We start from the raw sequence: 17,668 nt of genomic DNA on the forward strand, positions 1-17,668 counted from the left end.
TGCTGGAAGGGTCTCACTATTCGGGGGAATATGGGAGGTTATTTTTGTCCAGCCAATGCGTCAAAAAATGGGACACCGCTTCGTTACGACAGTGTCCGATAACCGGTAAATGCGGGAGCGCGGCGATAAGTTGCGGCATCGCGTTCCCCATAATCAGTCCACGACCCACGCTGCTCAGCATCTCGTGGTCGTTCATGGCGTCACCAAAGGCCATACAGTCCTGCATCGTCAGCCCCAGATGATCGCTCAGCACCGCCAGCGCAGATCCTTTGTTACAGCCCACCGGCAGCACTTCAAGGCAGTCCACCGCCGAGAAGGTCAGGTGCGCCCGGTCGCCCAGCGCCTCGTTAAGCTGAATACGCAGGCGGCAGAGATCGTCGTGATCGCCGCAGAAGCAGATCTTGGTCACCTTGTGTGCCGGAATGCGGCGCAAATCGATAAGCTGATATTTAAAGCCGCTGTAAACGTGAGCGTGCAGCAAGGCCGGGATCTCACGCCCGGTAAACCAGCCTTCATCATTAAAAACATGCACGCTGGCCTGCGTATCCCAGGTGCTGTGCAGGACAATGTCCGCCACTTCCGGATTCAGATCCTGACGGTGCAGCATATTGCCGTCGACGGAGTGAATGCGCGTCCCGTTGCCGGTGATCAGGAACGCATCGAGGGCAAATGTTCCCAGCAGATGGCGCATCTCGAGAACATGACGACCAGTGGCAAACGTCAGGGTGACTTCACGCTCGCGCAGGCGCTTAAGTGTGTTCAGGGTTTTCTCCCCTAAACGGTGATCCGGCATTAACAGCGTGCCGTCCATATCAAATGCAGCGAGCCGAGCCATAATTACTCCCGAAATGTGATGCGGTTAACTTGTGCATCAGTATTACGTGAGATATACGGAAGTAATAGTGAATAGATGATAATTATTGTTCCGGGTTTTTCATGCGCCAGCTTAATCGTCTTAACCAGTATCAGCGTCTGTGGCACCCCTCCGCCGGCGCACCGCAGCAGGTGACCATCAGTGAACTTGCCAGCCGCTGCTTTTGCAGCGAGCGACATGTTCGCACCCTGCTGCGCCAGGCGCAGGAGGCGGGCTGGCTAAGCTGGCACGCCCGCTCCGGACGAGGTAAGCGTGGGGAATTACGCTTTCACGTCACCCCGGACTCGTTGCGTAATACGATGATGGAAGAGGCCCTGAAAAGTGGACAGCAGCACAACGCGCTGGAGCTGGCCCAGCTCGCGCCTGAAGATTTGCGATCGCTGCTGCATCCGTTTATGGGCGGGCAGTGGCAGAACGATACGCCGACGCTGCGTATTCCCTACTATCGCTCGCTGGAGCCGCTTCAGCCGGGGTTTCTCCCTGGCCGGGCGGAGCAGCATCTGGCGGGACAGGTATTCTCTGGTTTGACGCGTTTTAATGGTACCAGCAGTGAACCCACGGGCGATCTGGCGCATCACTGGGAAATCTCCGCTGACGGCCTGCGCTGGCATTTCTACATTCGCTCCACCCTGCACTGGCATAACGGCGATAAAATAGAGACGGCACAGCTCCGGCAAAGCCTGACGGCGCTGTTATCGCAGCCCGGCTTGGGCACGCTTTTCCGCAGCGTCTTACGTATCGAAACCACGCATCCGCAGTGCCTGACGTTTATTCTCCATCAACCTGACTACTGGCTGGCGCACAGGCTGGCAACCTACTGTAGCCGTCTGGCGCATCCCGATTACCCCGTGGTGGGCAGCGGTCCCTTTCGACTGAGCGTTTTTGAGCCTGAACTGGTGCGTCTGGAAAGCCACGAGCAGTATCACCTTGGCCATCCGTTGCTTAAGGCTATCGAGTACTGGATCACGCCCCAGCTTTTTGACTACAGTCTGGGCACCAGCTGTCGCCACCCGGTGCAAATCGCCATTGGCGAGGCCGACGAGCTGGCCAGCCTGCGGCTGGTGAGTAACAGCACCAGTCTGGGTTTCTGCTACCTCACGCTGAAACAGAGCCCACGTCTGAGCGAACTTCAGGCAAAGCGGCTGATTAATATCATTCATCTCTCAACGCTGCTGCACACGCTTCCCCTGAACGAAGGGCTCATCACCCCTACCGAGGAACTGCTTCCCGGCTGGGCGATCCCCCAATGGCCTGATTTAACCGACGTTGCGCTGCCAGAGGCATTGACGCTCGTCTACCACCTGCCGGTTGAGCTTCACACCATGGCCAGCCAGTTAAAAGCATACCTTGCGCGGCAGGGTTGTGAACTGACCGTCATCTTTCACGACGCCAAAACGTGGGACGGGTGCCAGCAGCTTGCCGATGCAGACATCATGATGGGAGACAGACTGATTGGCGAAGCGCCAGCGTACACGCTTGAGCAGTGGCTCCGCTGCGATGCGCTCTGGCCGCATCTGCTGAGCGCACCGGCATACGCCCATTTGCAGGCCACGCTGGATGCGGTGCAGACGCAGGCCGACGAACGTGACCGACACGCAGGACTTCAGGCTATCTTCAGCCGGTTAATGGAGACAGCCGTCCTGACGCCGCTCTTTAACTACCAGTATCAAATCAGCGCGCCTCCGGGCGTCAACGGCATACGCCTTAACACTCGCGGCTGGTTTGACTTCACCGAAGCCTGGCTTCCTCCCCCAAACGCGTGAAGAAGCTGGTCGCCGCTTTAGCCAGGCGTTAACATGACGCTTTTACTGTAACTGTCGAGATGATCTATGAAACGTGCCGTCGTCGTGTTCAGCGGAGGACAAGATTCCACCACCTGCCTGATTCAGGCGCTTCACCAGTATGATGAAGTGCACTGCGTCACTTTTGATTATGGTCAGCGTCATCGCGCTGAAATCGATGTCGCTCGTGAACTGGCCCTCAAACTGGGCGCCCGCGCTCATAAAGTGCTGGACGTGACGCTGTTAAATGAACTGGCCGTCAGCAGCCTCACCCGCGACAGCATTCCGGTGCCTGATTACGAACCGGATGCCAGCGGCATTCCGAGCACCTTCGTACCGGGCCGCAACATTCTCTTCCTGACCCTGACGGCGATCTATGCCTACCAGGTGAAAGCCGAAGCGGTGATCACGGGCGTATGTGAGACCGACTTCTCTGGCTACCCGGACTGCCGGGATGAATTCGTGAAAGCACTCAATCACGCTGTCGATCTGGGAATGGCAAAAGAGACCCGCTTCGAAACGCCGCTGATGTGGCTGGATAAGGCTGAAACCTGGGCCCTGGCCGACTACTGGGGCAAGCTGGATGTTGTTCGCAACGAGACCCTGACCTGCTACAACGGCATTAAAGGGGACGGCTGCGGGCAGTGTGCCGCCTGTAACCTGCGCGCGAACGGTCTGAATCATTATTTTGCGGATAAAGCGGGCGTGATGGCCGCGATGCAGAAAAAGACCGGGCTGAAATAAGGGCTACCTGACCGTGCTGTCGAACGGTAAGTGTCGACAGCACAGTTATTCCTGAACATTTCTTACGCGATCATCAGCTCCAGCTTTTCGCGCAACTCCCCTTCCAGCGGCAACGCTTTCTGGGTTTTGAGATCGATACAGACAAAGGTGATCAGCGCATCGGCCACCACCTGCCCTTCTGGCTCCAGCGTAACGACCTGGCTCAATACACCACTTTTGCCATTCAGTTGTTGGACCTCACTGGTCACGGTGAGCACATCCCCCAGCACAGCCGGGCGGCGGTAGTTAATGTTGATATTGACGACCACAAACGCGATGTTGTGTGCGGTCAGCCACTGGAAGCTTTCGCTGTTCTCCAGGCCGTCCCAGCGCGCCTCTTCAAGAAATTCAAGGTAGCGGGCGTTATTGACGTGCTGGTAAACATCGAGGTGATAACCACGGACTTTGATTTGTGTCTGCATAGCGCAATAGCCTTTCGTTGTTATAGGTTCAGAGGTCATAACTGGTATGACCTCTTTATCCTGGCAAATTTTTGCCGCAGTGCAAGTGATTACGCGATTACAGCGTCAGGTGTGCGAGATTGCGCTCAACCAGCGCGCTGCCCATACCCGGCACCTGCTTGAGATCGTCAAGGGTTTTGAAAGGGCCATACTCTTCACGATAGCTGACGATGGCCTGCGCTTTTTTTAGACCCACACCATTCATAACGCGGGCAAGATCGTCCGCAGAGGCAGTATTGATACTGACCCGCGTACCCTCGTCCTCAATGGCTTTCGTGCTGGCCGTCGCGTTGGCTTTAACATGACCTTGTGACGTTGCATCGGCCTGGTTTTGTGCAGCCTGCGCTTTAACCGAGGGGGACGCCGCCAGCGCGCCCGCACTCATCCCGGAAGTGGCAATAGCCAGTGTAATTAACAGTGCTTTGATTCCACATTTCATGCTGTTTTCTCCTTGTTTGTTGACAGCCACGCCACAATAACCGCACGGGAAAACAGGGACAAACAACAGATTGCAGAAATGGAAAAGGCCGCGAAAGCGGCCTTTAGTTTTTGCAGAGCGTTACGAAAATCTGCGAGCAGATACGTAATTATTGCTCCTGAGTGACCACATCACCCAGTTTGATTTTGGCTTCTTTACGCAGGTTGCTCATCATCGCTTCGAAAGCAATCTGGGCATTGTTCTGGGTAATTCCCTGAACCATGGCCTTCTTCTGCGCGTCTGGCAGCGTACCGGCTTTTACTTCATCCAGCGCCAGAAGCACCACGTTACCCTGCATATCGGTCGTGGTGCCAAAGACAGGTTTGTCTTTCGCCGGCAGGCTCAGGCCAAACGCCGCCTGGCTGACAGGATCCTGACCGGTACGGCTCAGCGTTTTTGCTTCGCCAAAGCTCAGGCCAGCCGCTTTCAGCGCATCGTTCTTACCGGCTTTCAGATCGGCCAGAATTTTCTCTGCATCCAGTTTTGCCTGCTGTGCCGCTTTGTTGTGTTTGACCAGCGCCACCACCTGATCTTTCACTTCCGCCAGGGGCTTCACTGCCTCGGCTTTGTGCTCGCTGACGCGCAGTACGAACGCACGGTCACCGTCAACGGTAATGATGTCTGAGTTGCTGCCCGGCGTACCGTTCTCACCGACCAGACCACCATTGAAAATGGCATCTGAAACTGGTTTGAAGTTCAGTTCTTCCGGCAGGTTTTCGTGGCTGAACCAGCCCGTCTCAACCGCTTTAACGCCAGCAGCCTGCTCAGCACCCGCCAGTGATTCATTGTCGTTGCTTGCGGCATCGCTCACTTTCTGTTGCAGAGCATAGAAGGCGTCCAGCGCTTTCTCCTGCTTCACTTTCGCAGCGATATCATCACGAACGTCAGCCAGCGGCTTGGTTTTCGCCGCCACAACATCGTCCAGACGCGCCACCAGGAAACCAACGGAGGATTTGATTACACCAGACAGTTGGCCTTTCTCTTTCAGGCCTGCATTTTTCAGCTCGTCCGGGGTAGTGGACTCTTCCAGCCAGCCCATATCACCGCCGTTTTTGGCAGAAATAATGTCGGTGGATTTTGCTTTCGCTAAGGTGGCGAAATCAGCGCCTTTGTTCAGCTCGTCCAGCACGGCTTTCGCTTCTGCTTCCGTTTTGGTCTGGATCACGCTGTAACGGTTACGCTGCGGCTGAGTGAACTGATCCTGATGCTGGTCGTAATAAGACTGGATCTCGGCGTCAGTCGCGTTTTCCTGCATCGCAGCTGCATCCAGCTTGATATAGCTTACGCGGAACTGTTCCGGAGAGATGAAGTTGTTCTTGTTTTGCTCGTAGTAAGCATTAACTTCAGCGTCGCTAACCTGCTGTTTCGCTGCCAGTGCGTTGACATCAATCGTCGCTTCACGCACCACGCGTTGCTGCGCCACCAGTGCCGCCAGCTCTTCAGTTTCGCCTTTCAGCATGAAATCGGTGCCCACCACCGCGTTGATCAGCTGTTGCGTGGTCAACTGGTTACGCAGCGCCTGAGCGTACTGGTCAGCCGTCATACCCATCTGGTTAACAATGCTGTTGTAACGCGCGTTGTCGAACTTCCCATTAGACTGGAAAGCCTGCGTCGAGAAGATGGCTTTTTTAACCTGCTCATCGCTGATGCCCAGACCCAGGCTTTTCGCGTACTGATCCAACAGCGCTTCGTCGATAAGGCGGTTCAGCGTCTGCTGACGCAGGTTTTTCATATAGCCTTCGTTGGCTGCAAGTTCAGAGTATTGGTCGCCCAGTTGCTGCTGCATGCGGTTACGTTCACCAGCAAAAGCGTTCTCGAACTGCCCACGGCTAATTTCCTGGCCATTCACTTTTGCGGCGTAGTTCGCGCCACCGCCGATGAGGTAACTACTCACACCGGTCAATATGAACGACACGATAATGATACCGAAAATAATCTTGAGCACGAGACTGTTAGCAGCCGTGCGTAAGCTGTCCATCATGGTGTAACAACACTCCGCTGTAGGTGACTGGTTACCTGACGCTGACGGAAAATCCTGACCGTCGCGCGTAAAGGCGTATTGTGACAAGAAAACAGGGCAATTGTCAGCCCACAACTCGCATAAACTCGCACAAATCAGGTCTGGACAAACAAAAAAGGCACATCAAACGATGCGCCCTTGTACTTTTCAGCTTCCCTGGAGCGGGAAAGCAATCAGTTTACTGCGTCTTTCAGCGCTTTACCTGCACGGAAACCCGGCACTTTAGCGGCAGCAATGGTGATCTCTTTACCGGTCTGAGGGTTGCGGCCAGTACGGGCTGCACGCTCTTTAACCGCAAAAGTACCGAAGCCTACCAGTGCAACGTCGTCCCCAGCTTGCAGAGATTCAGTAACAGAAGCAATTAAAGCATCTAAAGCACGTCCAGCTGCAGCTTTAGAAATATCAGCACCCGCAGCAATTTTGTCAATCAGTTGAGATTTATTCACTGTTCTCTTCCTCTCTTTATAATTTATATCGCACCTGAATCCTTCACAGCGCGACCGCGCAGCAGTTATATCAGTCCTGCTATGACCTTACAACACCCGTTGTTGATGGCTAACCCAATCAGCAATCTAAATTAGCTATACAAAAAAAGGCTGGCAAGTACGAAATGACTTACCAGCCTTGTTTTTATTGGCGCTCTTTGCGCGAGGTCACTATTTTGCGGTTACAACCTGCATTCCGGACGGTTCATTTTGCAGTGCGAGAGTCAGAACTTCCTCAATGCGTTTCACCGGATGGATCTGCAAATCGGCAATAACGTTGTCCGGAATCTCTTCCAGATCGCGTTTATTTTCGTAAGGGATCAATACGGTTTTGATCCCACCGCGGTGTGCCGCCAGCAGTTTTTCTTTTAACCCGCCGATAGGCAGTACCTGACCACGCAGCGTAATTTCACCGGTCATGGCCACATCAGCACGAACCGGGTTCCCTGTCAGGCAGGAAACCAGCGCCGTACACATGGCAATACCCGCGCTTGGGCCATCTTTCGGCGTCGCCCCTTCCGGAACGTGAACGTGAATGTCGCGTTTTTCGTAGAAATCCGGGTTGATACCCAGTTTTTCCGCGCGCGCGCGCACCACGGTCAGCGCCGCCTGGATGGACTCCTGCATCACTTCACCCAGTGAACCGGTGTAGGTCAGCTTGCCTTTGCCCGGGACACAGGCGGTTTCGATGGTCAGCAGATCGCCGCCCACTTCCGTCCATGCCAGACCGGTCACCTGACCAACGCGGTTTTCGTTGTCCGCACGACCGTAGTCGAAGCGCTGAACGCCAAGGTAAGCATGCAGATTGTCGCCGTTAATCACAATGTGCTTCAGGCTCTTATCCAGCAGCAGCTGTTTCACCGCCTTACGGCACAGCTTAGAGATCTCACGCTCGAGGCTACGAACGCCCGCTTCACGGGTGTAATAGCGAATGATGCCAATAATCGCGCTGTCCTCGACGGTCAGCTCGTTGGCTTTCAGCGCGTTACGCTCAATCTGTTTCGGCAGCAGGTGCTGCTTAGCAATGTTCAGCTTCTCATCTTCGGTATAACCGGAGAGACGGATCACTTCCATACGGTCCAGCAGCGGGGCCGGAATGTTCATGGAGTTGGAGGTCGCCACGAACATCACATCGCTCAGGTCGTAGTCCACTTCCAGGTAGTGATCGCTGAACGCCACGTTCTGTTCTGGATCAAGCACTTCCAGCAGCGCCGACGCCGGATCGCCACGCATGTCCGAAGACATTTTGTCGATCTCATCGAGCAGGAACAGCGGGTTTTTAACCCCCACTTTCGCCATCTTCTGGATCAGCTTGCCCGGCATGGAACCGATGTAGGTACGACGGTGACCGCGGATTTCCGCTTCATCGCGTACGCCGCCCAGCGCCATACGGATATACTTACGTCCGGTCGCTTTGGCGATGGACTGGCCCAGAGAGGTTTTACCCACGCCTGGAGGCCCTACCAGGCACAGGATTGGGCCTTTGATTTTGTTCACACGGCTTTGTACCGCGAGGTACTCAAGAATGCGGTCTTTCACGCGTTCCAGGCCGTAGTGGTCGGTATCGAGGATTTCCTGCGCCTGACGCAGGTCTTTTTTGACCTTGCTGCGGGCATTCCACGGAACCTGCACCATCCACTCAATATAGCCGCGCACGACGGTCGCCTCTGCCGACATCGGAGACATCATTTTCAGCTTCTGCAACTCAGCTTCGGCTTTCTCTTTCGCCTCTTTCGGCATCTTCGCCGCGTCGATCTTACGCTTCAGCGCTTCGTTTTCATCCGGCGCATCGTCCATCTCGCCGAGCTCTTTCTGAATGGCTTTCATTTGCTCGTTCAGATAGTACTCACGCTGCGATTTTTCCATCTGCTTTTTGACGCGGTTGCGAATGCGCTTCTCAACCTGGAGCAGATCGATCTCAGACTCCATCATCGCCATCAGGTATTCCAGACGTTCGTTAACGTCGGACATTTCCAGCACGGACTGTTTGTCGGCAAGCTTCAGCGGCATGTGCGCAGCGATGGTATCCGCCAGACGTGCAGGATCGTCGATGCTGTTCAGCGACGTCAGCACTTCAGGTGGGATTTTCTTATTCAGCTTGATGTAGCCTTCGAACTGGCTGATCGCGGTGCGTACCAGCACTTCCTGTTCGCGCTCATCAAGTTCCGGTGAATCAAGGTACTCTGCCTTCGCAGAGAAGTGCTCGCCATCGTCTGACAGAGTGGTAATACGCGCACGCTGTAAGCCTTCCACCAGCACCTTCACGGTGCCGTCTGGCAGCTTCAGCATCTGCAAAATAGAGGCCACGGTCCCGACGGTGAAAAGATCGTTTACACCCGGCTCATCCGTTGATGCTTCCTTCTGCGCGACCAACATGATTTTTTTATCATGATCCATGGCGGCTTCGAGGCAACGGATAGATTTTTCCCGCCCTACAAATAAGGGTATGACCATGTGCGGATAAACCACCACATCGCGCAACGGCAATACGGGGATTTCAATGCGTTCAGAACGCTCAGGATTCATAGAGCTCTCTCTTAGTTTAGTGTCCGCCAGGTAAACTGGTCATGTAACTGTGCTTCACACAACCATTAACATGTAATCCAGTATATGGGGATGTTTCCCATACATTCAACGCCATGAATACGGAAAAAGTAAAGGGGAGATAAAATCCCCCCTTTTTGATTAACTGATTGTATGAAATGGTGAATTATTCGCCAGATGCCTGCTGCGCTTCCGGTTTACCGTAAATCAGTAACGGCTTGGACTGGCCACCAATGACGGACTCGTCGATCACGACTTTTTCAACGTCTTCCATAGAAGGAAGATCGTACATCGTGTCGAGCAATGCTGCTTCTACGATAGAACGCAGGCCACGGGCACCGGTTTTACGCGCCATCGCTTTCTTGGCAATCGCGTCCAGTGCTTCGTCACGGAATTCCAGCTCAACGCCTTCCAGATTAAACAGCGCCTGATACTGCTTGGTCAGCGCGTTTTTCGGCTCTTTCAGGATCTGAATCAGCGCGTCTTCGCTCAGTTCGTTCAGGGTCGCCACAACCGGCAGACGGCCGATAAATTCCGGAATCAAACCGAATTTGATCAGATCTTCCGGTTCAACCTGCGCCAGCAGCTGGCCTTCGTTTGGTTTTTCAGACGTGGCTTTCACCGTTGCGCCAAAACCAATGCCGGAGCCGGTTTCCACACGGTGAGAGATCACTTTATCCAGGCCTGCAAACGCACCACCACAGATAAACAGGATCTTGGAGGTATCAACCTGCAAGAATTCCTGCTGCGGATGTTTACGCCCACCCTGCGGTGGAACAGCCGCAACCGTACCTTCGATCAGCTTCAGCAGCGCCTGCTGCACGCCCTCGCCCGAGACGTCACGGGTGATCGACGGGTTGTCTGATTTACGGGAGATTTTGTCGATCTCATCGATATAGACGATCCCGCGCTGGGCTTTCTGTACGTCGTAATCGCACTTCTGGAGCAGCTTCTGGATAATATTTTCAACGTCTTCACCCACATAACCGGCTTCGGTCAGGGTGGTGGCATCCGCCATGGTGAACGGAACATCCAGCAGGCGCGCCAGCGTTTCCGCCAGCAGGGTTTTACCAGAACCTGTAGGCCCGATCAGCAGAATGTTACTTTTGCCCAGCTCTACGCCATTGCTGGTATCGCCGTTACGCAGACGTTTGTAGTGGTTGTATACCGCCACCGCCAGCACTTTTTTCGCCTGCTCCTGACCAATGACATAGTCGTCCAGGTGGTGGCGAATCTCGTGTGGCGTTGGTAACGCGCTGCGCTCACGGTGCGGCGCGACTTCTTTAATCTCTTCGCGAATGATGTCGTTACATAAATCGACGCATTCGTCGCAGATATACACGGACGGCCCGGCAATCAGTTTACGCACTTCATGCTGGCTTTTGCCGCAAAAAGAGCAGTACAGCAGTTTGCCCGAACCATCTTTGCGTTTATCTGTCATGAGTCCAAACCTCTTTTTAAGTTCTATGTGCCGCACATGACGACGCAAATGCCATTCTCAGACGCAAGCTGCTTACAGGCAACGTTCCGCCCTACCTTAGTATAGCGGCACACTCGCGTCGCGGGCATCAATTACGATGGGTCAAAATGGAGTCGACTAAGCCGTACTCAACTGCCTCTGGTGCAGAGAGGAAGCGATCGCGCTCGGTATCGCGCTCGATCTGCTCGAGAGGTTGACCCGTATGCTGCGCCATAAGTTCATTCATGCGCGCTTTTACTTTCAGAATTTCTCGGGCGTGGATTTCAATATCCGTCGCCTGGCCCTGGTAACCACCCAGCGGCTGGTGAATCATCACGCGGGAGTTAGGCAGGCAGAAACGCTTACCTTTCGCCCCTGCGGTTAACAGGAAAGCACCCATGGATGCCGCCTGCCCCATACAGATGGTACTGACATCCGGCTTGATGAATTGCATGGTGTCATAAATTGACATGCCCGCCGTAATCACACCGCCTGGCGAGTTGATGTACAGGTAAATGTCTTTTTCCGGGTTTTCCGCTTCCAGGAACAGCATCTGCGCCACGATCAGGTTAGCCATATGGTCTTCCACCTGGCCGGTCAGAAAGATAACGCGTTCCTTGAGCAGACGGGAATAGATATCGAAAGAACGCTCACCGCGTGAGGTCTGTTCAATAACCATTGGCACCAGCGCCATATGGGGTGCAAAGTTATCTCGTTCGCCACTGTATGACATTTCCGTCTCCTGGTTCAAAATTGAAAACACCTGCTGTACTGATTGTAACCTTATGGACGGATTATCAGCCAGTCTCAATCATCGTGATTACATACTAATGGGGGTCGTCATGCCCTATTTCAAGCATAACAACGTTTTGTTGTAACGCTAACACTGAAAGGGCGTTTTAGCACCCTTCCAGGACTAAAGCGGTGATAAAAAAAACCCGTCGCCGGAGGGCAACGGGTTTTTTGTTCAAACTTTAAACCGTCGGGGCGAAATTACGCCTGCTGGTTCATCAGTTCGGTGAAAGAGGTCTCTTTTTCGGTCACTTTCGCTTTCGCCAGTACCGCTTCAACAGCCTGCTCTTCCAGTGCGACGTTGCGCATGTTGTCCATCAGCTCTTTGTTCTTACCGTAGAACTCGATCACTTCTGATGGGTCTTCGTATGCAGAAGCCATCTCTTCGATCAGGCCTTTCACACGCTCTTCGTCAGCTTTCAGCTCGTGGGTACGAATCACTTCGCCCAGCAGCAGGCCGACAACAACGCGACGTTTCGCTTGCTCTTCGAACAGCTCGCGTGGCAGTTCCATCGCTTGCTGCTGGTTGCCACCGAAGCGCTGTGCAGCCTGACGGCGCAGAACGTCGATTTCGCTGTCGATCAGGGCAGCAGGAACGTCGATGTCGTTCGCTTTCACCAGACCTTCAATCGCCTGAGACTTCACGCGGTTACGTACAGCGCCGTTCAGCTCGCGCTCCATGTTTTTACGCACTTCGGTACGCAGGCCCGCAACAGAACCATCTTCCACGCCGAAACGCTTGATGAATTCTTCGGTCAGTTCTGGCAGTTCGCGCTCTTCCACTTTCTTCAGGTTGATAACGAACTTCGCTGCTTTACCTTTCAGGTTTTCAGCGTGGTATTCTTCAGGGAAGGTCACGTCAATGGTGAACTCTTCGCCAGCTTTGTGACCTTTGATACCGTCTTCGAAGCCTGGGATCATACGACCCTGGCCCATCGCCAGTACGAAGTCAGACGCTTTACCGCCTTCGAACTCTTCGCCGTCTACAGAACCGGTGAAGTCGATGGTTACGCGGTCTTCCGCGTCAACAGCGCCTTCTTTCTCTTTCCAGTTCGCCTGCTGCTTGCGCAGGGTATCCAGCATGCCGTCAACGTCTTCGTCAGTCACGGAAACGATCGGTTTTTCAACTTCGATAGATTCCAGACCTTTCAGCTCAACTTCCGGGTACACTTCGAACTCTACGGAGTAGGTGAAGTCTTCGCCCTGCTTGTATTCACCTGGAACGTAGTTCGGCGCGCCGGCTGGATTGATTTTTTCTTTGATGATCGCGTCGATAAAGTTGCGGCTCATCAGTTCACCCAGCACATCCTGACGCACGGAAGCGCCATAACGCTGAGCAACAACATTCATTGGTACTTTGCCCTTGCGGAAGCCGTCAATACGTACTTTTTTTGCTACGTTGACCAGCTCGCTTTTCACAGCAGTTTCGATGCTGTCAGCAGCGATAGTAATCGTTACACGGCGGCCAAGGCCTTGAGTGGTTTCAACTGAAACTTGCATCTTGTTACCTCAAAAAAATCACAGTGCTCGGTCAACTCTGAATCTGTCTGTTATACCGGGATGCTCTCTTATGTGCAGATTCACATTCCCTGTCGCCAGAATCATCCCGAAGACATTCAATAAGACGCGGCATTATAGCGGCATCACTTAGGTGAGTCGAGAACGGTTGGAGCATGTTGCTGCGGCTTTTTTCACACTTTAAGGCTATTTTTAGCCTTAAAAACGCGCCATCCGCTCAAAACTCAGACAAAACAAAACGGCCCGAAGGCCGTTTTGACGAAATCTGTAAGCAACATACTGGAAAAACTCCGGCGGTTGCAAATCCGATTTATCAGGCGATGGTGCCTGCACCCCGACAAGGCGGTGATGCGAATACCGTATCCTGTAGCCCTTCCCATTCCTTAATGGTGTAGGTATGCAGCGCCAGCGCATGTACGGTTGTGGAGAGTTCTTCCGTCAAGGTGCTGTAGATCAAGCGGTGTCGGTTCAGGAAACGTTCTCCCGTGAAGCGATCGCTGACCAGAACCACTTTAAAGTGGCTTTCAGAACCTGCCGGCACGTTATGACGATAGCTTTCGTCGACAACTTCGAGAAACACAGGGTTGAACGCTGCCCTTAATTTTTCTTCTATCTGTTCACGTATCATCATGAAATCACTCCTCCGACAACGCTAAGATGTCACCCATCCCTTTAAATATTAGCCGCTTTTACCGGTTCCATTACACCTTGACAACAAATATTTAGCTTTCGTCTGATTTTCTCATCCAAACGAATGAAGTTCACTATGTGGTTCATACGTTTTGTCCCTTACAGGCAGAGAAAAGCGGAAAGGTGGTCAGTTTTCGGACAAGGCGATGAATTTACATGCGTTGACCACTTCCCCTGGCCGTTGGCGATGTTATGATGGCGGCAATTTTTCTCTCTTTGCTTACGATTCGTTGAGAACCCGAAAATGTTAAAAAAACTCTTCTTTCCGTTGGTAGCACTCTTTATGCTCGCCGGCTGCGCGACTCCGCCGACGACCATTGACGTTTCACCAAAAATTACCCTGCCTCAGCAGGATCCAAGCCTGATGGGCGTTACGGTCAGCATTAATGGCGCCGATCAGCGTCAGGACCAGGCGCTGGCGAAAGTGACTCGCGACAACCAGCAGGTCACGCTGACCGCCTCCCGCGACCTGCGCTTCCTGTTGCAGGAAGTGCTGGAGAAACAGATGACCTCCCGTGGCTACATGATTGGCCCAAGCGGCGCGGTTGATCTGCAAATCATCGTGAACAACCTGTACGCTGACGTCTCCCAGGGTAACGTTCGCTACAACATTGCGACCAAAGCCGATATCGCCATCATCGCTACCGCGAAGAACGGCAATAAAATGAACAAAAACTACCGTGCAAGCTATTCCGTTGAAGGCGCATTCCAGGCCTCCAACAAAAATATCGCTGACGCGGTTAACAGCGTGCTGACTGATACCATTGCCGACATGGCGCAGGACACCAGCATTCACGACTTCATCAAGCAGAACGCCCGTTAATCCTGCTGACTGACCCGGTGCTTCACCGGGTCAGTTCATAAGAACATGTCCAGTCACTACTTACGTATTTTCCAGCAACCGAAATCAGCTATTCTGCTGATCCTTGGTTTCGCCTCCGGTTTACCCCTTGCGCTCACCTCCGGCACGTTACAGGCGTGGATGACGGTTGAGAACATCGATCTTAAAACCATTGGTTTCTTCTCGCTCGTCGGCCAGGCTTACGTCTTTAAGTTCCTGTGGTCGCCGGTGATGGATCGCTATACCCCACCGTTCCTCGGGCGCCGTCGCGGCTGGTTAGTGATGACGCAGGTGCTGCTGTTGCTGGCCATTGCCGCAATGGGTTTCCTTGAGCCGTCAACACAGCTGCGCTGGATGGCCGCGCTTGCGGTGGTCATCGCCTTCTGCTCCGCTTCGCAGGACATTGTTTTTGACGCCTGGAAGACGGACGTCCTGCCAGCGGAAGAGCGTGGCGCCGGTGCGGCAATCAGCGTGCTTGGCTACCGCCTGGGTATGCTGGTTTCCGGCGGGCTGGCCCTCTGGCTTGCCGACCGCTATCTCGGCTGGCAGGGAATGTACTGGCTGATGGCCGCTCTGCTGATCCCCTGCATTATTGCCACGCTATTCGCGCCTGAACCGAGCGATGTGATTCCGGTCCCCCGCTCGCTGGAGCAGGCCGTCGCCGCACCGCTCCGCGACTTCTTTGGTCGCAATAATGCCTGGCTGATCCTGCTGCTAATTGTCCTTTATAAGCTTGGCGACGCTTTCGCCATGAGTCTGACCACCACCTTCCTGATCCGCGGCGTCGGGTTTGATGCGGGCGAAGTCGGCGTGGTGAACAAAACCCTGGGGCTGTTTGCCACGATCGTCGGCGCGCTTTACGGCGGTGTATTGATGCAGCGCCTGACGCTGTTCCGCGCTCTGCTGATCTTCGGCATCCTTCAGGGCGCATCGAATGCCGGTTACTGGCTGCTGTCGATCACCGACAAGCATATGATCAGCATGGCGACGGCGGTATTCTTTGAAAACCTGTGTGGCGGTATGGGCACTGCGGCATTTGTCGCCCTGCTGATGACGCTGTGCAATAAGTCATTTTCCGCCACCCAATTTGCGCTACTGTCTGCCCTTTCTGCCGTCGGGCGCGTATACGTTGGCCCCGTCGCGGGCTGGTTTGTTGAAGCTCACGGCTGGCCGACGTTTTATCTCTTCTCGGTGGTGGCGGCGGTGCCGGGGATTTTATTGCTGCTGGTCTGTCGCCAGACGCTGGAATATACCCAGCGGACGGAACACTTCATGCCGCGCACGGAATATCAGGCTGCCTATCGGTTTGCCCTGCGTCTGCTGATGGCTGGTTGTCTTGCGCTGGTAGTGTGGCTCGCGGTACTCATCTTGAATGCGACGACCACCTTGTCGCTTCCGTTTGAAACCCAGCTGCTTGATGCAGGGGTGTTACTCGCCATCGTGGGTATCCTGACCGGTGGGATGCTGGATTTCTTGTCATTGCGGAAAACGCAGATGACATGAAGTAAAAAGCGAAAGATTATTTCCCGTTGTAATAACGACACGAAATTATAACGGCGAAATAACCGCCATCGGCAAAAAAAATATTTGTTGTTTTGTGCGGGATAGCATTCGGAAATTATTGGAGCTTATTTCGCTACGCTATTTTCCGTTAAACGATTCAGCATTCGAAAGATTGAATTTTCGTTTTTTAGTTGTCTTTTTATTGATAATTAATTGTTAATTATTTGTGTATTTTTCACAATGGTTATACCAATTGTCCCTTTTGCGGTATGCTGGGGCACCCTTTCGTTATAACGCCCGCTCCGTGCGGCTTCCCCCGGAAAACGCGACATAATTTGCAACACTTGTGACATGTGCGGCAGAACCCGGTAACACCTTCCTGACACAGGGCTAATGATGTTTACAGTAATGTAACCTTCCCGTAAAATGCCCCCACACTTTAAACGCCACCAGACTCCCGTGGAATTGAGGTCGTTAAATGAGACTCAGGAAATACAATAAAAGTTTGGGATGGTTGTCATTATTCGCAGGCACTGTATTACTCAGTGGCTGCGATTCTGCACTACTAGACCCCAAAGGACAGATTGGACTGGAACAACGTTCATTGATACTGACGGCTTTTGGCCTGATGTTGATTGTGGTTATTCCTGCCATCTTGATGGCTGTTGGTTTCGCCTGGAAGTATCGTGCGAGCAATAAAGATGCGAAGTATAGCCCTAACTGGTCACACTCCAATAAAGTGGAAGCTGTGGTCTGGACGGTACCTATTCTGATCATCCTGTTCCTTGCTGTACTGACCTGGAAAACCACTCACGCACTTGAGCCGAGCAAACCGCTGGTTCACGATGAAAAACCTATTACCATTGAAGTGGTCTCCATGGACTGGAAATGGTTCTTCATCTATCCAGAACAGGGCATTGCTACCGTGAATGAAATCGCCTTCCCGGCGAACACTCCGGTTCAGTTCAAAGTGACCTCCAACTCCGTAATGAACTCCTTCTTCATCCCACGTCTGGGCAGCCAGATTTACGCGATGGCCGGTATGCAGACTAACCTGCACCTGATCGCGAATGAAGCAGGCACCTACGACGGTATCTCCGCCAGCTATAGTGGCCCGGGCTTCTCGGGTATGAAGTTCAAAGCTATCGCTACGCCAGACCGCGCGACTTTCGACCAGTGGGTTGCAAAAGCGAAGCAGTCTCCAAACACCATGTCTGACATGGCGGCGTTCGAAAAAGTGGCTGCACCTAGCGAATACAACAAGGTGGAGTACTTCTCTAACGTGAAACCGAATCTGTTCAAAGACGTTATTGGCAAATTTATGGATCACGGCATGAGCATGGACATGACCCAGCCTGAAGGCGAGCACAACACGCACCAGGGTATGGAAGGCATGGACATGAGCCACGCGGAAACCGCTCACTAAGGGGCCGAGGAAG

15 protein-coding genes are annotated in these 17,668 nt (G+C 53.4%); 5 read left to right on the top strand and 10 right to left on the bottom strand.

What is annotated here, in order from left to right; genetic code table 11:
- Nucleotides 1-16 precede the first annotated feature (16 nt).
- Entirely contained in the window at nucleotides 17-835 is an 819-nt protein-coding gene (gene cof / locus ACOTX5_RS09505; RefSeq protein ID WP_017383195.1) for an HMP-PP phosphatase, read from the bottom strand.
- A 101-nt stretch (nucleotides 836-936) separates the two neighbouring features.
- Between cof and ACOTX5_RS09510 the strand changes: the two genes are divergently transcribed.
- Together ACOTX5_RS09510 and queC are read left to right on the top strand one after the other, a co-directional pair.
- The gene (locus ACOTX5_RS09510) at nucleotides 937-2,637 is read left to right on the top strand and encodes an SgrR family transcriptional regulator (RefSeq protein WP_023296028.1); all 1,701 of its coding nucleotides are present in this window, start codon (nucleotides 937-939) and stop codon (nucleotides 2,635-2,637) included.
- Nucleotides 2,638-2,703: 66 nt separating this feature from the next.
- Complete coding sequence (gene queC, locus ACOTX5_RS09515) at nucleotides 2,704-3,399, top strand: 7-cyano-7-deazaguanine synthase QueC (protein WP_045327595.1); 696 nt, start codon at nucleotides 2,704-2,706, stop codon at nucleotides 3,397-3,399.
- Between the two features lie 62 nt (nucleotides 3,400-3,461).
- Here queC and ACOTX5_RS09520 read toward each other — a convergent pair whose 3' ends face one another.
- The 9 genes from ACOTX5_RS09520 to bolA form a co-directional block, all read right to left on the bottom strand.
- Nucleotides 3,462-3,860, bottom strand: a complete 399-nt coding sequence (locus ACOTX5_RS09520) for a YbgC/FadM family acyl-CoA thioesterase (protein WP_017694410.1) — start codon at nucleotides 3,858-3,860, stop codon at nucleotides 3,462-3,464.
- A 97-nt stretch (nucleotides 3,861-3,957) separates the two neighbouring features.
- A complete protein-coding gene (locus ACOTX5_RS09525) occupies nucleotides 3,958-4,338 on the bottom strand; it encodes a helix-hairpin-helix domain-containing protein (RefSeq protein WP_017383193.1) in 381 nt (126 codons plus the stop codon).
- 148 nt (nucleotides 4,339-4,486) lie between these two features.
- A complete protein-coding gene (ppiD, locus tag ACOTX5_RS09530; protein WP_017383192.1) occupies nucleotides 4,487-6,358 on the bottom strand; it encodes a peptidylprolyl isomerase in 1,872 nt (623 codons plus the stop codon).
- A gap of 212 nt (nucleotides 6,359-6,570) precedes the next feature.
- Entirely contained in the window at nucleotides 6,571-6,843 is a 273-nt protein-coding gene (hupB, locus tag ACOTX5_RS09535) for a nucleoid-associated protein HU-beta (RefSeq protein WP_002444653.1), read from the bottom strand.
- 210 nt (nucleotides 6,844-7,053) lie between these two features.
- Nucleotides 7,054-9,408: an endopeptidase La gene (gene lon, locus ACOTX5_RS09540; RefSeq protein WP_014882775.1), complete on the bottom strand. Its 2,355-nt coding sequence runs from the start codon at nucleotides 9,406-9,408 to the stop codon at nucleotides 7,054-7,056.
- Between the two features lie 184 nt (nucleotides 9,409-9,592).
- Nucleotides 9,593-10,867: an ATP-dependent protease ATP-binding subunit ClpX gene (clpX, locus tag ACOTX5_RS09545; RefSeq protein ID WP_015571275.1), complete on the bottom strand. Its 1,275-nt coding sequence runs from the start codon at nucleotides 10,865-10,867 to the stop codon at nucleotides 9,593-9,595.
- Nucleotides 10,868-10,994: 127 nt separating this feature from the next.
- Complete coding sequence (gene clpP / locus ACOTX5_RS09550; protein ID WP_006809880.1) at nucleotides 10,995-11,618, bottom strand: ATP-dependent Clp endopeptidase proteolytic subunit ClpP; 624 nt, start codon at nucleotides 11,616-11,618, stop codon at nucleotides 10,995-10,997.
- 260 nt (nucleotides 11,619-11,878) lie between these two features.
- Nucleotides 11,879-13,177, bottom strand: a complete 1,299-nt coding sequence (tig, locus tag ACOTX5_RS09555; RefSeq protein WP_015571277.1) for a trigger factor — start codon at nucleotides 13,175-13,177, stop codon at nucleotides 11,879-11,881.
- A gap of 331 nt (nucleotides 13,178-13,508) precedes the next feature.
- A complete protein-coding gene (bolA, locus tag ACOTX5_RS09560; protein ID WP_003859051.1) occupies nucleotides 13,509-13,826 on the bottom strand; it encodes a transcriptional regulator BolA in 318 nt (105 codons plus the stop codon).
- Nucleotides 13,827-14,129: 303 nt separating this feature from the next.
- Here bolA and ACOTX5_RS09565 point away from each other — a divergent pair, with 303 nt between their 5' ends.
- The 3 genes from ACOTX5_RS09565 (at nucleotide 14,130) to cyoA (ending at nucleotide 17,655) form a co-directional block, all read left to right on the top strand.
- Complete coding sequence (locus ACOTX5_RS09565) at nucleotides 14,130-14,708, top strand: lipoprotein (protein ID WP_003859052.1); 579 nt, start codon at nucleotides 14,130-14,132, stop codon at nucleotides 14,706-14,708.
- A 45-nt stretch (nucleotides 14,709-14,753) separates the two neighbouring features.
- Entirely contained in the window at nucleotides 14,754-16,229 is a 1,476-nt protein-coding gene (gene ampG / locus ACOTX5_RS09570) for a muropeptide MFS transporter AmpG (RefSeq protein ID WP_045911107.1), read from the top strand.
- Nucleotides 16,230-16,707: 478 nt separating this feature from the next.
- Nucleotides 16,708-17,655, top strand: a complete 948-nt coding sequence (cyoA, locus tag ACOTX5_RS09575) for a cytochrome o ubiquinol oxidase subunit II (RefSeq protein ID WP_006809886.1) — start codon at nucleotides 16,708-16,710, stop codon at nucleotides 17,653-17,655.
- Nucleotides 17,656-17,668: the final 13 nt, after the last annotated feature.

The sequence above is a fragment of the Enterobacter cloacae complex sp. IR5441 genome (assembly GCF_049238215.1).
GTDB lineage: Bacteria > Pseudomonadota > Gammaproteobacteria > Enterobacterales > Enterobacteriaceae > Enterobacter > Enterobacter hormaechei_C.